Source organism: Polyangium fumosum (assembly GCF_005144585.1).
Classification (GTDB): Bacteria; Myxococcota_A; Polyangia; order Polyangiales; family Polyangiaceae; genus Polyangium; species Polyangium fumosum.
Map to the genome: position 1 here is coordinate 82,064 of NZ_SSMQ01000048.1, position 13,965 is coordinate 96,028.

A 13,965-nucleotide genomic window follows, 5' to 3' on the forward strand; every position below is an offset into this window, starting at 1 on the left:
TCGCCCAACGAAAGGCATTGGTCCCCTTCCGGAATCGATCCGCGGGAATGGGGATCGGCTCGACCGGTTCGCATCGATATCGTAGATCCTTTGACGCGCTCGTTCGATAGCGCGTGCGTTACCTGCGTGGTGTCTTTCCCCCGCTTGGGAGGTCTCGATGCGTAACCTTACGATCCTTCTTTCGGTCACGGGTCTCGTTGCGTTGAGTAGCTGTGCGCTGGTGTACGATTACGAAGGATATGGCGGTCCAGGCGGCACGGGCGCGTCAGGGAGCACGAGCAGCAGCGGCTCGGCCGGCGGGAACGACGGGATCGGAGGGGGCGGCGGAATCGGAGGGGAGGGGGGCGTTGGAGGGAAGGGCGGCACGGGCGGCACGGGCGGCGCTCCTCCGTGTGGCGTCGAGATCTGCGACACGGAAGGCACGGAGTCCTGCGGCGCCATTTCGTGCTCGTCGCTCGGGTGGGCGGCGCGGTGGGGAGCCTTGGATCAGCAACAGGTGAACGCGCTCGCCACGAATGACACGAACCTCGTGCTTGCCGGGCATTACACCGCGAATGCGTTCGACCTCGGGGGGACCACGCTGCCGGATCCTGGGGGCTCGGGGAGCAGCGCCTTCGTCGCGGTCCTGGACAAGGACGGGAAAGGTCTCGCAGCCTTCCCGATCATGGGCAACATCGGGTACCCGCCGCGATCCGCGCTTGGACTCGCGGTCTCGGGGGGAACCGAGATCCTCGTCACGGGATACTACGGCGCGCTCGCTGGCGGTTTGGATCCCGATGTATTCATCAACAAGATGAGCTTTGCGGCCGGTTCCCCGCAACTGGCGTTCTCCATCCAGTTTGGGGGCGACGGTGAAGACAAAGGCATCGCCGCGGCGCTCGACACGAGCGGGGGGATCGTCGTCCTCGGCAAGGTGAGCGCGAAGGCTGCCATGAGCGTGAAGCCCGATGTGGATTGCAAGGGTACGAAAACGGTCTTGAAGGACGGCATGTTCGTCGTCAACTACGACGCGAGCGGCAATTGCAAGTGGTATGCTCAATTCGAAGGGAGCGAGATCGAGCCGACGGCTGTGGCGGTGGCCCCGGACAATAACATCCACATTACCGGACATTTCTCCAAAACGCTGCGGCAGCCTTCGGGGGCCATGCTGACCGCAACCGCGACGGATATGTTCCTGTTCGAGCTCGACGGGAATGGGACGGTCCTCTCGACGCTGGCGCCGCTCGGACCGGAGCCCGGGAACGATCTCGCGAAGGTGCGCCCGAGGGCCCTGGCCTTCGACAAGACCGGCCACATGTTCGTGGCTGGCGACGTCCTGGGGAAGACGGAGCTCGCGCCGGAGCTCGGCTCCCTCCAGAAGGCAGCGTTCGTGCTGGCCTTCGAGGACAACGGGGTCATGGCGTGGAAGCAGGTGTACGCGGGGGACAGCCAGTCCGGTGGGCCGCTCGCCACGGGGCTCACGGTCGGGGACGGCAAGCTCTATCTGGCAGGTGTCTTCTCCGAATCGATCGACATCGACCCCTCGAAGCCGGACGGCGGCCTCGTCCAGCGAGCGGGGTACAACCCGTTCCTCGCCCGGCTCGACATCGCAGGCGCGAGGGGGGATTGGCTTCGTACGTTCGACGGAGGGGGCCAGCAGGGTACGGCGAGCCCGTTTTACGTACGAATGATCGACAAGGAGGTCGTCGTGGCTGGGAGCTGGATCAAGCAGATCGGGGTTTCCCAGGATTCGGCCAACGGCATCCTGGCCCCGAAAGGGGATGGCGTGTCCGATCCGGACATCGTCGCCGCGAAATTCAAGTGAACACGCCTCGGGCGGGCCACGTGCGCGTGGCCCGGCTCGGCATCCATCCCTGCATCAGCGCGCGGCGAACGTCATGTTGAAGACGGGCAATTCCTTGTCGCCGCCCTCCAGCTTTACCGTGCGCTTCGTCGCGTACAGCGCGTCGAGCACCGCGACGACCTCCCGGAACGGCGTGCGGTTGTCCGTGTGCAAAATCGCCTGATCGAGCTTCTTGTCGCTCGGATCACGGTGATTCGCGTTCGCCTGCCACTCCGCCTCGAGCTTCTTCGCGAGGTCGGGGTATTTCACGAGCTCGCCGGCTTCCTGCGAGGTCTTCGGGATGCGGACCTCGCTCACCACGGTCGCGCCCTGCTTCCACACGAGCGCGAAATCGCTCTCGCCGATGTGCACGTTCAGCACCTTCTCCGGCGCGACGACGGTGATCGGATCCGGGCTCGCGGGCCCGGGGACCTGCGCGTCCGCATTGATGCGCGAGTTCGTCACCCAGACGGCCGTGATGAGCAAGAACGCGATCGTGCACATCAAGAGGTCGATGAACGGGACCATGTTGATCTCGGCGTTTGTCGCCTTCTTCTTGCCGCCCTCGCTGCCAACGTCGACGCCGCCCATGGGAATCTCCTTCTCCTCCGTCGTGCGCGAAACTCGGGGTCGCGCTCGGGGAATGGCGAGAAGACACCAACCTCGGCGCCAGGTTCCGCGTTTTTTCGACATCGGCAGGCGGCGCGATGTTTCCGGTCCGGCTACGATTTTCCGCTCGGTCAGGATCGATGCATGTTGGCCATGATCCGGGCGCCATCCATGTCGAAGCGGAACCGGAGCGGGCGCAGGCCCCGGGCGATCATCGCTTCGAGCATGCGGCGTCGATCCTGGGGGCGGACGTAGAACATGAAGAAGCCGCCGCCGCCCGCGCCCATCAGCTTGCCGCCGATCGCGCCGGCCTTCCGCGCCGCCTCGTAATGCTCGTCGATGACCGAGTCCGTCATCTTCGAGGCGAGCTTGCGCTTGTGGGACCAGTGCACGTGGAGCAGCTCGCCGTATTGATCGATGTCGCCGCTCGTGAGGATGCGGTAGGTCTCGTGGCCCATCTCCTTGATCCGGTGCATCGACTCGACCACGGGCGCCTCGAGCTCGCGGAGCCTCTGCCCCTGCTCGCTGAGGACGATACGCGCCGGCCGCTCGATGCCGGACCAGATGATGACGAGGTTCGATTCGAGCTCGTCGAGCACCTCGTCCCGGACGGGCACGGGCTCGACGTGCACCGATCCGTCGGGCTCGAAGCGGAAGGCCGTGACGTTGCCAAAGGCCGAAATGTACTGGTCCTGCTTGCCGATGGGCTCGCCGAGCCGCTCGATCTCCAGCGTGCACGCCTCCTCGGCGAGCTTTTTCGAGGAGACGAACTCGCGCTTGTACGTGTGGAGCGCGTTCAGGAGCGCGACCGTGAAGGCGCTCGACGAGCCGAGGCCCGAGTTCGCCGGGAGATCGGCCACGCTCGTGAGTTCGATCGAATGGTCGATGCCCGTCATCCGCAAGGCCTCGCGGAAGATCGGGTGCTCGACGCGATCGACGCTGGAGACGATCTCGGTCTTCGAATACGCCAGGCGAATGTCGCGGTGGAACCGCTTGTTCGCCGTGACGTAGATGTATTTGTCGATGGCCGCGGAGACCAGGTATCCCCCGAAGCGCGTCGAATACGCCGGGAGATCGGTGCCTCCGCCGCCGAGCGAGAAACGCACGGGCGCGCGGGAAATGATCACGTAAAGACCTCCGCCCGGGCGCCGAGATGCGCTTCGAGCTCGTGAAAACCGGCCTCGGAGCCGATCTCGTAAAACCTCTGCGTCACGACGAGCGCCCGGAGCGCGCCCTCCGCGGCGAGCGCGGTGAGCACGGGGGCGAGGTCGCCCGGGCCCTCGGGGAGCGCGGCGACGACCTCGCGCCGGAGCGCGATCGCGCCGTAGTCGATGTGATCGAGCCGGGGTTTGGGGCGTAGGGCGCCGTCAGGCGACCCGGAGCCCCAAGCGTCAACCCCATCGCGGGGCTCGCCGGGCTTTCGTTTCTGGTAGCGGATCACGCGGCTCGCCTCGATCTCGCAGTTCGAGTCGTCCCAGCGGTCCTCGTTCCGGTAGACGCTCATCGTGCCGCGCGCCTCGGGGTGCGCTGCGAGATCGGCGAGCGGCGCGGCGTAATCGAAGGGCAAGTACGAGTCGCCGTACGTCAGGAGGAACGCTTCGCCGAGATACGGGAGCGCGCGCCGGAGCGCGCCCGCCGTGCCGAGCCGGGTTTCGCCCTCGTCGGCCACCACGACGCGGAGCCCGAAGGCCGCGCCGTCCCCGATGGCCTCGCGGATCGCGTCGCCGAGGTGGCCGATGCAGAGCACGACCTCCTCGTAGCTCGCCTCGGCGAGCCGCGCGAGCAGGTGGTGGCCGAACGGACGGCCCGCGATCGGCAGGAGGAACTTCGGCACGTCCCGCGTGCGCGGGTACATGCGCGTGGCGAGGCCTCCGCAGAGGACCACGGCTTGCCGGCGCAGCGGCGGCGCGAGGGGGTCGGTCGAAGGGACGTTCGGCACGGCGCGGAGGGGAGCTTAGTCGGGTTTGGCCGCCGAGGAAAAAACACGCGGGCGTGCCCGGAGCGGCCAACCCCGTCCGGGCCACCTTCAAGGAGATTTTTCGCTTCGGAGGTCCTCTGCGCGGCGCGGCAAACCGGGAGGGTCGGGCATCGAACGAGAGCACAGAGGGGGAGAGCCCCGGGGGGACGGGAGCGCGGTTCGGCTCTCCGAACAAACCCCCCGAGGGACGAGAGGGGGGACGTGTGCATGAACGAGCCGTCGTTCGCGCGTGTATCGGTGGGAGACGTGCTCTTTGGAAAGTACCGGGTCGAGCGCGTCCTCGGCGTCGGCGGCATGGGGATCGTGGTCGCCGCGAGGCACACGCAGCTCGACGCGCTCTACGCCTTGAAGCTGATGCACCCCGCCGAGATCGGGAACAGGCAAGCGCTCGCGCGTTTTTTCCGGGAAGCGCGGGCCGCCGCGAAGTTACGCAGCGAGCACGTGGCGCGTGTCTTCGACGCGGGAAGGACGCCGCGGGGAATCCCGTACATCCTGCTCGAATACCTCGAAGGCTGCGATCTGCAGCAGCTCGGCAAGAAGCGCGAGTGCCTGCCCGTGGTCGAGGCCGTGCTCTACGTGCTGCACGCCTGCACCGCGCTCGTCGAGGCCCACGCGGCCGGCATCATCCACCGCGATCTGAAGCCTGCGAACCTCTTCCTCACCCACAGACCCGACGGATCACCCTGCGTCAAGGTGCTCGATTTCGGCATCTCGAAGCGCTGTGACGCCCGCGCGCCCTCGGGGATGACCCGGACGACCGACATCCTCGGATCGCCGCTCTACATGTCGCCCGAGCAGATGCGCTCGACCCGCGACGTCGACGCGCGGACGGACCTGTGGGCGCTCGGCGCCATCCTGTACAGGCTGCTCGCCGGGGAGGCGCCGTTCGCGGCGCGGAGCCTGTCGGACGTGTACGAGGGGATCCTGGAGCGCGAGCCACGGCCGCTCTCGGTGCGTCGGCCCGACGTGCCCCCGGCCCTCGACGCGGTGGTGCGCTGTTGCCTGCGGAAAAGACCGGACGATCGTTTCCCCTCGGCGCTCACGCTCGCCGCCGCGCTCGCGCCATTCGCGCCCGAGGAGGAGGCGCCGCGCAGCCTGCGCAAGCCGAGCCGCGCGTCGCTACCGTCGACGCCCGCCGTGCGCGTGTTGCCCGCGATTGCCCCGATGGATCCCGCGCCGGACGACGTGCCGACGTCACGCGACTGCCGGGCCGCGATGAACAGCGCGCCGACGCTCCGCTCCGTGCAGGAGCCGACGCTGCCGCTCTCGACGTCCGAGCCGACGGGGGCCGCGTGGGGCGGGACGTGGTCGGTCTCCGCGCGGGCGCGGGAGCCGCGCGTGGTGGCCGCGGCGGTGCTCGTCGCGGCCGTGGTGGGCGGCGGGACGGGCATCTGGGCGTCGCGGGAGGAGCGGATCTTCGCCGCGCGCGCCCGCCCCGCGAGCGCCGCGGCCGAGGCGGCGAAGGTGGCCCCGACGAACGTCACGCCCCTCGCCGAGGTGCTCGCCGGGCCCGCCGTCCCGGCCGAATCCACGAAGGTGCCCGCGCCGCCCGTGATCACGGGCCTCGCGGGGCGTGCGGACGAGGCGGAGGCGCCCTCGGGCGACGACGCGCGGCCCCGCAAGAAAGAGCCGCAGAAACGAGCGGCGGATCCTTTTGGTCGTTCACGCAAATAAATGAAACCTCATCTCCAGAAGAGCTCGATCCTCCTCGTCTCCGTCGTCTCGGTGGTCTCGTCGTTCGCGCCGCCCGCGGCCGCCGAGGGGACACGGGAGCCGTTCGCCGAGCAGCGGGCGGAGGCCTTGTTCCGCCGCGCGCTCGAGCTCATGGACGAGGGCAGGCACGCGCGGGCCTGCCCGATGCTGGAGGAGAGCCGGCGGCTCGATCCGGCGATGGGGACGGCGTTCCGCCTGGCCGAGTGTTACGAGCACACCGAGCGGCTCGGCGAGGCGTTCATGTTGTACCAGGACGTGGCCGCCCAGGCGCGTCGGCGGCGCGCCGAGGACCGGGCCGAGGTCGCCCGCGCCCGGCTCGCCGCGCTCGGCCCGCGGGTCGCGGTGGTGAACCTGATCGTCCCCGACGAGGCCCTGAAAGAGCCCGATCTCTCCATCACCTGGGATGGGCGCGAGATCGAGCGCACCCTCTGGAACGCGGGGATCGTCGTCACGGCGGGGGCGCACGTGCTCGAAGCGGCGGCGCCGGGAAAGCGGCCGTTCCGGCGCGAGGTCGTGGTGGGCGAGGTGGGGACCTTGGTCGACGTCGAGGTGCCTCCGCTCGCGGACGAGCGCACGCGGCAGCTCATCGTGCTCCACCCCGAGCCGCTCCCGCGGCCGATGACGCTCGAGGATCGGCGCTGGCTCGCGCTCGGGGCGCTCGTGGTGGGCCTCGGCGGCTTGACGATGGCCTCGATCGCGGGGCTCTCGACGTCGCTCGAGACGAGCGGGACGGCCGGCGATCTGGATCCGGGGGGCGCTTCCATGACGAACGCGACGGCGATCGCGGGGATGAGCCTCGCGGGGGTGGGGCTGTTCGTGGCGGGATCCCTGTGGACCCCGGCTCCGGCGGGGGACGTGCGGTTCGCGATCACGCCCGGGCCGGGCGGCGGGGCAGGGGTGGTTCAGGTCTCGTTCTGAGGGCCCTCAGGGCGCGGCGAACCTCGCGAGGAAGATGTCGCACTCGCCTGCGCTCTCGAGCGGACCCTGGCCGACGTCGATCGTCCCGTAAAACGATCCCGTGACCGCCGCGGCCCCGACCCGGTCCACGGCGACGCCGCCCGCGAGCTCATAACCGGAGCTCCCGATCGCGCGGCTCTGGACGTGTTTGCCCGTGGCATCGTAGCGCGCGAAGTAGACGTCGGTCTGTCCGGCGGCTTCGAGCGCCGCGCCGCCGAGGTTCACCGCCTCGGTGAACGTCCCCGTCACGACGAGCCCGCCCTTGGGATCGACCGTGATCCGCGGGGCCGCGTCATCCCACTCCGCCGGCGTGAGCCGGAGCGTCCGGGTCCACAATTCGGTGCCCTTCGAATCGAGTTTTCCGAGGAAAAGATCACGGCCCTGGCTGGCGAGCTCGCCGCTGCCGAAATCGAGCCGACCCTCGAAGAGACCCCCGAAGAGGATGCTGCCGTCCGCGTCGGCGGCCACGGCCTGGATCACCTGGTCCGAGACGTCGCCGAAGGTCTTCGTGAAGACGTGGTTGCCGTCCGGGTCGAGCTTCACGAGCACGGCGTCCACGCCGCCCGTGATCGTGGTCGGTCCGCCGCCGAAATCGACCGGCGCGAGCATGCCGCCGCCGAGGAGGACATTTCCGCTCCCGTCCACGGCGATATCCATGCCGGATTCGAGGCCCGCGCTGCCGAAGGATCGGGCCCAGAGCGGCGCCCCGCTCCCGTCGAGCTTGGCGACGAACACGTCCGTCGCGCCCGCGCTCGTGAGCGTCGCGCCGCCGAGGACGAGCGTGCCGTTGTAGCTGCCCGTGACGACCAGCGTATCGTCCCCGCCGGCGGCCATCCCGGACACGGTCGCGCCGAGCATGGTGCTGAAGATGGGCTTGCCGTCCGCGTCGAGCTTCCCGATCGCGGCGCCGGCCGCGCCGGGGGGCGTGAGCGGGCCGCCGCCGAAGTCCAGCTCCGATTGCGTGTTCACCGCGATCACCCACGCGCCCCCGCCGGCCGCGACGATCCGCGGGGCGCCCTCCTGCGAGGCCGATCCGAAGCGCACGCTCTTGCCGGGTTTGCCCTCGGCGTCCCACGTGGCGAATGCGATGTCGGTGCCGCCGGCCGAGACGAGCGGGCCGCCGCCGAAATCGATCGTCCCCTCGAAGGTGCCGACGAGGGCGATGTCGCCGCCTTCGCTCGTGGCCACCTCGAAACCGCGGTCGCAGCTCGATCCGCCGGCGCGGATGCTGAAGGCATTTCCTGCGGGCGGCGGGGCCTCGGTCGTGGTGCAGCCGGCGGCGATCGCCGCGCAGGCGAGAAGCAAGGTCTTCGTGTTCATCACGTGGTTCCTTTCGGAAGAAGGGGGCCTCGGGGGCCCCGCGACCGGGAGGATACGCGTTTCTCGATGCCCCTCAGGGCGCTGGGAAGCCCTGGGCCAGGTCTGCCGGCGTGACCGGTGTTCCCCAGATGTCGCTCACGAGGGCGCTCGCGAGCGTGGGCCCGGGGGTCGCCTGCGTCGTCCCGAGATCGTAGGCGGCGACGCGTGGATCGAGCAGGTCGGCGAGCGCGGGCGCGGCGTACGTGATGTCCTTGCCGTCGACCTGGGCATCGTGGACCGTCTGGAAAAAGACGCGGAGCGCGGCATCCTCGTAGTAGGCGAACACCGCGTCGGATTCGTCCGCGAGCGCGCGGTGCAGGTGCAAAAACCCGAGGGTCCGCGACGACGGGAATCCGGGCTCTTGCTCCAGCGCACCGTGGGCCAGGTGAATCGCCGCGTACTCCACGGGCGTGCGGCGGCGCCAGAAGAGCCCCCGCGCTTGTTGGCTGCACGCGGCCAGGAACGACTCCGTCTGCGTGACGGGCACCAGCGTGTCCCAGTCGTCCTGGGGGATCACCACGTCGCCGTCGAGCCCCGCGCAGAGGGCGTCGCGCCGCCATGCCGCAAACGCCGCCTCGTCCTTCGCCGGTGGGCCGCCCGTGGCCGCCTCGATGCGCCGCCTGTATCCCTCGAGGAAGCCGAGCTCGTCCTTGTACGGATACACGGCGGGGAGGGACTTCATCCAGTACTCGTAGAGGTCGACGAAATCGGTCGGCGGATTCGCGGCCGTCATGGCGCGGATCGCCTGCCCCGCCGGGCGCCCGCCGACGCCCGCGAGCGCCATGAACCCGCCCCAGGAGTTCCCGTGCACGCCGATGCGCGAGGTATCGAAATCGGCCGCGTGCGCCTCGATGTAATGGAACGGCGCGGCGGCGTCGGCGGCGTCGTCCGCGAGGGATCCGCCTGCATAAAATCGGCCGAACGCGACGATCACGGCGTGGCCATTCAGGAGGTGATAGGCCTCGCCCTGGATCTGCGTCTCGGCGGATACGAAGCCGTACGCGCACATCTCGGTCGACGGCGGGTCGAGCGGCGCGTCCGTGTCCGGATAGAGGCCAAACGGCCCGGGGTGTTCGGTCGCGTGGCGGGTGTCGACCTCCTCGCCGGTCCAATCGATCCCCGTGTATGGCGCCATGTCGACGACGACCGAGGCCGGCGATTTCGCGGCGGGGATCACCATCAGATAACTCGTCCCGCCGTCGGAGCGACGCGCGGCGACGAGCGTGGCCTCGTAGGTCGTGGTGTCGATCGCCGCGCTCCGCGTGCCGATCGTCTCGAACGTGTACGTGATCCCGCCCGCGCCGCCGCCCCCGCCCGCGCCGCCGGCCCCGCCCGATCCCGCCGTGCCGCCGGCGCCCGAGGAAGGATCCTCGCCCCCGCACGCCACGAGGAGCCCGAAACACACGGCCGACAAAAGGAAACGCATGGAGGGACCCTACCGCGAGCCGGGCGAAGGTGGAACGACGCCGACCCCTCGACGTCACGGCTGGATGATTCCGTTGACACAAATGAACGTTCGTTCAAAAACTTGAGCCCATGAGCTCCCTCCGGGCTTCACGTCTGCGTGCTGCGACGGCGACCTTCCCGTCGTCCTCCGTGCCCGAGGGCACGCGACGGCGCATCCTGGAGGTGGCCTTGCAGCTCTTCGCCAGCGAGGGCTTTCACGGCACCTCGGTCCGCGACATCGCGAAGCCGCTGGAGCTACAGCCGAGCGCGCTGTACGCGCACTTCCCCTCGAAGGAGCACGTGCTCGCGGAGCTCGTCCGCGTGGGCCACGAGGCGCACGCCGCCACCTTGCAGGCGGCGCTCCGCGACGCAGGCGACGATCCGCTCGAGCAGATCTGCGCCCTCGTCCGGGCCCACACCCTCCTGCACGCGACCTACCCGCACCTCTCGGTGGTGGTCAACGAAGAGATCTACGCCCTCCCGACCGATCTCGCCGCCCCGGCGCTCGCCCTTCGCGCGCAATCGATGACGCTCGTCCGCGAGGTCCTCGTGCGCGGGGTGGCGATGGGACGGTTTTCCGTGCCCGACCAGGTCGCGACCGCCGCGGCGCTCTCCGCGATCGGCGTGCGCCTCCCGTACTGGTACGAGCCGTCCGAGGCGCTCTCCCTCGACGAGCTCGCCGACGTCCATGTCGAGCTCTCCCTTCGAATGCTGCGCGCCTACAGGAGCCCGAGCGGCCGGCGCGCCTGAGCGCTAGCCCCCGTCTTCCCCCTGCGCGAACCGCTCGATCGCCCGCACCTCGTCCTCCGGCAGAAACGGCAGCACCTCCTCCACCGCGCCCGGCTGCATCGGCGCCGCGCCGAGCCGGAGCGCCGCGGCCTTGCCCACGGCCGCCACGAGCGGGCTCGGGCTCATGCACAACGTGAGCACCTCCGGGAGGAGCTCCCGCGTCCCCAGCATGGCCGCCAGCATCGCGGCGAGTGGCCCCTCGTCTACGGCGCGCCGATGCCCCGTCAGCGCGCCCCGCAGGATCGCCGCCGTCTCGTGCCCCGCCGCCCGCGACGCCACCCCTCGATACCCCGCCGCCGGCATCCCGAGCTGCGCCGCGCCGTCGGGCGACTCCAGCGTGCGCCGTGCCCGGGTCAAGAGCTCCGCGAAGGTCGCCCGTGTCCCTTCGATCGACATCGCGCCCTCGAGATCGAGCGCCACGGGCCGCTTCGCCGCCGCGACATACCCGGGGAATGCCACAGGCAACACCGCGAGCGGCGCCGACACCGGACAAACCGCGCGATGGGTCTCGCCGTCGACCTCCACGAAAAACATGTCCACGGTGTTCTGCTCGCTCAGGAGGACCGTGCGGTGCCGGAGGTTCGAGATCCGCGGCCAGGGCAGGACGTCCTCCGTGCCCTCGGGATCGAGCACGAATCCCCAGGGCTCGATCCGCATGGCCACGCGGCGGCCGCGCGGGCTCTGCTCCCTGGCCTGGAGAAACCCCCGGATCCCCATGAAAATCGGGGCGGCGAACACGTACCAGAGATCGCCGTGGCTCGCGGCGGTGAACGCCGTGCTCGCGCCCGCGAGGGCCGCCGTGGTCAGGCCCGCCCGGATCCACGGTCCCTTCCCGGGCCCCGGTTCGAGATCCACGTGGCGCAGCACGTCGACGACGACCACGCGGGCCTCGGGACGGGCATAAAGCCCGCTCATTGGCAATCGTATTTCTGGTAGCTCACGCCCTGCTCGGTCCGCACCGAATACACGACGCCGCCCTCGTCGAGCACCGCCATGTCGCGGAACGTCTCCTCCGGCATCGTATTCACGGGCAGGACGGCCGTGCCCGTCGGAATGCCCTTGAGCGGCTCGTGGCACGAGAGGATCACCGTCTCCTGGCCGTTTTGCACGAGCAACGTGGCCAGGTAAATCGTCCCGGTCTTGTCCGTGTCGAGGAGCAAGATCCCGCGAATCTCGCTCCCTTGCCGGTACTCGCGCGTGAATCGATGTTGCATCGTCGCCCGATCCACCGAGGAGATGTACATCCGCCCCACCTCGGGCTCGATGATCCCGGCTTTGATGTAGCTCAGCCCGTCGCGCGTCGGGCGCCCCGGGACCTCGACGCGATCGGCCGGCTGCCCGTCGGTCGTCCCGATCCGCAAGAGCGGGCCGTGCTCCTTTTCGACGTACACGTCCTTTCCGTCGACGAACACCCCCGTGACGAACCCGAGCTCGTCGAGACCCTCGCCTTCGAGCGGCATCTCGCCGAGCGCGCCGCCCTTGTCGTCGTACATGACGATCGATTTGCTGTTGTATCGATCCAGCACCGCGACCTTGCCGTCGTCGGTCACGGCCATGTCCTGCGCCGCCTCCTGCTCTTTCAGCGGAATCACGGCCTCGGGCTTGCCGTCCGGCCCGATGCGCACGACCCGGCCATTGACCTGATCGAGCACGAACATGTTGCCTTTCGGGTCCATGGCGAGGCTCATCGGCGCCTCGGGGTTCGCCTCGTCGGGGCGCGACCGGCCGAGCTCGTTCATACGCGTCCCGCCCCACGTCGCCGAAAACACGACCTCCGCGCCCTTCTCCGGCGGCGCCGACGCATCCACGACGATGGCCACGGCCGAGCCCGCAGGCCGCGGCGCGTCGTCGCGCGAGGCGCCCGCCCCCACCTTTTCGCCGCCCGTGTTCGCCGGCCTCGCCTCCTTCGACGTCCCGTCGCCGGAGCACCCGCGCGCCACCACCACGCCCGCGGCAAGCGCACCGAGAACGGCCACGAGCGCCACCACCTTCTTGCGCATGCGCCCATTCTACCAGAGCCGCACACGCAAGGAAAAGCCCGCGCCAAACGCTGCCCTGGATAAGAAAAGATTCACCCTGTGGGGGACGATCGATCCATCCCCAGAACACGCGATTCGCCCGACGAGACCCCAAGTCGGCTCACGCCCTCGCATCCCGTTCCATCGACGCCGCAGTTTTCGCTCGTGCTTGTGGATGTCGGGCGCGTCGAAACCCTGCGCATGGCCATGGACGCGTCTGGCACGCGGCTTGTATTATCGGTTTTCCACGTCCAGGAGCCAAAGCCCCATGAAGACCCACGCCCGCCGCCTGTCGCTGTCGATTGCAGCCGCCGCCATCGCCCTCGGAATGGGCATGCTCCCCGCATGCTCCGGAGACGACTCGTCCGAAGAGCTCATCGGCGCCAACGAAGACCTCGGCTCGACCAGCGAAGGCGTGGCCGGCACCATCGCCGTCGGCACGACCCTCAAATCAACAACCGACGTGAACCTCCGCAACGGCCCCGGGACAACCTACTCGGTCCTGCACGTCGTCCCCACGGGCGCCAAAGTGACGGTCGAAGCCGCCGACCCGAAGAACGGGTTTTACAAGATCAAGCACGACGGCACCGTCGGCTGGAGCTCCGGCAAGTACTACACGACAATCGCGGCAGGCGGCGGCAGCACGAGCGACCTCAGCACCGCGCAACAAGGCGCCATCAACCGCGGCAAGTCCGTGAAAGGTTTCTCGTACTGGTGGGGCCACGGCCGCTGGAAGGCCGACGGCCCGACCTCGTCGACGAAGGGCTCCTGCTCCGGAAGCTGCCCGAGCTGCTCCCACAGCGGCTCCTACGGCGCCGACTGCTCAGGCTTCGTCGCCAAAGCCTGGAAGGTCCCCTCGTCAAACGACGACATCGCCGTGGACTCGCACCCCTACGGCACAATCCACTTCGTGAAGGACTCCTCGAACTGGTCAACCGTCTCCCGCTCGAACGTGAAGCCCGCCGACGCCCTGGTCTACAACTCCGGCGGCGCCGGTCACATCATCCTCTTCGAGAAGGGCGACGGCTGGGGCTCAATGTACGCCTACGAATGCAAAGGCTGCTCCGCCGGTTGCGTCTACGGCCTGCGCACCGCCTCCTCGTCCTACAAAGCCATCCGCCGCGCCGGCTGGTGATATCCCTCGGGGGGCGTCGCGCCGGGGCGCTGCCCCGGACCCCGCGGGGGGCTGTCCGCCCCCTCGACCCCGGACCAGCGAGGCGCTGGACCCAGGGTTGAAAAACTGCGCGGTGCGCAGTTTTTCAAACAGGCCGACG

12 protein-coding genes are annotated in these 13,965 nt (G+C 69.3%); 5 read left to right on the top strand and 7 right to left on the bottom strand.

What is annotated here, in order from left to right:
- Positions 1–157 precede the first annotated feature (157 nt).
- Complete coding sequence (locus E8A74_RS35110; RefSeq protein ID WP_136933444.1) at positions 158–1,804, top strand: hypothetical protein; 1,647 nt, start codon at positions 158–160, stop codon at positions 1,802–1,804.
- 54 nt (positions 1,805–1,858) lie between these two features.
- Here the strand turns inward: E8A74_RS35110 and E8A74_RS35115 are convergent, their stop codons facing one another.
- The 3 genes from E8A74_RS35115 to E8A74_RS35125 all read right to left on the bottom strand — a co-directional run bounded on the left by E8A74_RS35115 (position 1,859) and on the right by E8A74_RS35125 (position 4,370).
- Entirely contained in the window at positions 1,859–2,413 is a 555-nt protein-coding gene (locus tag E8A74_RS35115; RefSeq protein ID WP_136933445.1) for an ExbD/TolR family protein, read from the bottom strand.
- 149 nt (positions 2,414–2,562) lie between these two features.
- Positions 2,563–3,558: a GHMP family kinase ATP-binding protein gene (locus E8A74_RS35120; protein WP_136933446.1), complete on the bottom strand. Its 996-nt coding sequence runs from the start codon at positions 3,556–3,558 to the stop codon at positions 2,563–2,565.
- Positions 3,555–4,370 carry a sugar phosphate nucleotidyltransferase gene (locus E8A74_RS35125; RefSeq protein WP_232379896.1) on the bottom strand — a complete coding sequence of 272 codons (816 nt, stop codon included), beginning with the start codon at positions 4,368–4,370 and terminating at the stop codon, positions 3,555–3,557. Before E8A74_RS35125 ends, E8A74_RS35120 begins: the two co-directional genes overlap by 4 nt.
- Positions 4,371–4,616: 246 nt before the next feature.
- On the opposite strand from E8A74_RS35125, the gene E8A74_RS35130 reads away from it, so the two are divergent.
- Together E8A74_RS35130 and E8A74_RS35135 are read left to right on the top strand one after the other, a co-directional pair.
- On the top strand, positions 4,617–6,083 hold the full coding sequence (locus E8A74_RS35130) for a serine/threonine-protein kinase (RefSeq protein WP_136933447.1): 1,467 nt from the start codon (positions 4,617–4,619) through the stop codon (positions 6,081–6,083).
- A complete protein-coding gene (locus E8A74_RS35135; protein WP_136933448.1) occupies positions 6,084–7,040 on the top strand; it encodes a bacterial transcriptional activator domain-containing protein in 957 nt (318 codons plus the stop codon).
- A gap of 6 nt (positions 7,041–7,046) precedes the next feature.
- Here the strand turns inward: E8A74_RS35135 and E8A74_RS35140 are convergent, their stop codons facing one another.
- Both E8A74_RS35140 and E8A74_RS35145 read right to left on the bottom strand, forming a co-directional pair.
- On the bottom strand, positions 7,047–8,399 hold the full coding sequence (locus E8A74_RS35140) for a hypothetical protein (RefSeq protein ID WP_136933449.1): 1,353 nt from the start codon (positions 8,397–8,399) through the stop codon (positions 7,047–7,049).
- A 73-nt stretch (positions 8,400–8,472) separates the two neighbouring features.
- Positions 8,473–9,864 (bottom strand): alpha/beta hydrolase family protein, encoded by a 1,392-nt coding sequence (locus E8A74_RS35145; protein ID WP_136933450.1) that lies wholly within the window; start codon positions 9,862–9,864, stop codon positions 8,473–8,475.
- A gap of 110 nt (positions 9,865–9,974) precedes the next feature.
- Between E8A74_RS35145 and E8A74_RS35150 the strand changes: the two genes are divergently transcribed.
- Positions 9,975–10,634, top strand: coding sequence for a TetR/AcrR family transcriptional regulator (locus tag E8A74_RS35150; protein ID WP_136933451.1), 660 nt, complete (start codon positions 9,975–9,977; stop codon positions 10,632–10,634).
- A gap of 3 nt (positions 10,635–10,637) precedes the next feature.
- Here the strand turns inward: E8A74_RS35150 and E8A74_RS35155 are convergent, their stop codons facing one another.
- Together E8A74_RS35155 and E8A74_RS35160 are read right to left on the bottom strand one after the other, a co-directional pair.
- On the bottom strand, positions 10,638–11,588 hold the full coding sequence (locus E8A74_RS35155) for a hypothetical protein (protein WP_136933452.1): 951 nt from the start codon (positions 11,586–11,588) through the stop codon (positions 10,638–10,640).
- Positions 11,585–12,673, bottom strand: coding sequence for an NHL repeat-containing protein (locus E8A74_RS35160; protein ID WP_170229600.1), 1,089 nt, complete (start codon positions 12,671–12,673; stop codon positions 11,585–11,587). Before E8A74_RS35160 ends, E8A74_RS35155 begins: the two co-directional genes overlap by 4 nt.
- A 286-nt stretch (positions 12,674–12,959) precedes the next feature.
- Here E8A74_RS35160 and E8A74_RS53090 point away from each other — a divergent pair, with 286 nt between their 5' ends.
- Positions 12,960–13,826, top strand: coding sequence for an SH3 domain-containing protein (locus E8A74_RS53090; RefSeq protein ID WP_170229601.1), 867 nt, complete (start codon positions 12,960–12,962; stop codon positions 13,824–13,826).
- The last annotated feature ends 139 nt before the right edge of the window (positions 13,827–13,965 follow it).

Excerpts from the sequence above, each read along its gene's own strand:
- E8A74_RS35110 (WP_136933444.1), top strand. The coding sequence starts at position 158 with ATGCGTAACCTTACGATCCTTCTTTCGGTCACGGGTCTCGTTGCGTTG.
- E8A74_RS35115 (WP_136933445.1), bottom strand. The coding sequence starts at position 2,413 with ATGGGCGGCGTCGACGTTGGCAGCGAGGGCGGCAAGAAGAAGGCGACA.
- E8A74_RS35130 (WP_136933447.1), top strand. The coding sequence starts at position 4,617 with ATGAACGAGCCGTCGTTCGCGCGTGTATCGGTGGGAGACGTGCTCTTT.
- E8A74_RS35135 (WP_136933448.1), top strand. The coding sequence starts at position 6,084 with ATGAAACCTCATCTCCAGAAGAGCTCGATCCTCCTCGTCTCCGTCGTC.
- E8A74_RS35140 (WP_136933449.1), bottom strand. The coding sequence starts at position 8,399 with ATGAACACGAAGACCTTGCTTCTCGCCTGCGCGGCGATCGCCGCCGGC.
- E8A74_RS35145 (WP_136933450.1), bottom strand. The coding sequence starts at position 9,864 with ATGCGTTTCCTTTTGTCGGCCGTGTGTTTCGGGCTCCTCGTGGCGTGC.
- E8A74_RS35150 (WP_136933451.1), top strand. The coding sequence starts at position 9,975 with ATGAGCTCCCTCCGGGCTTCACGTCTGCGTGCTGCGACGGCGACCTTC.
- E8A74_RS35155 (WP_136933452.1), bottom strand. The coding sequence starts at position 11,588 with ATGAGCGGGCTTTATGCCCGTCCCGAGGCCCGCGTGGTCGTCGTCGAC.
- E8A74_RS35160 (WP_170229600.1), bottom strand. The coding sequence starts at position 12,673 with ATGCGCAAGAAGGTGGTGGCGCTCGTGGCCGTTCTCGGTGCGCTTGCC.
- E8A74_RS53090 (WP_170229601.1), top strand. The coding sequence starts at position 12,960 with ATGAAGACCCACGCCCGCCGCCTGTCGCTGTCGATTGCAGCCGCCGCC.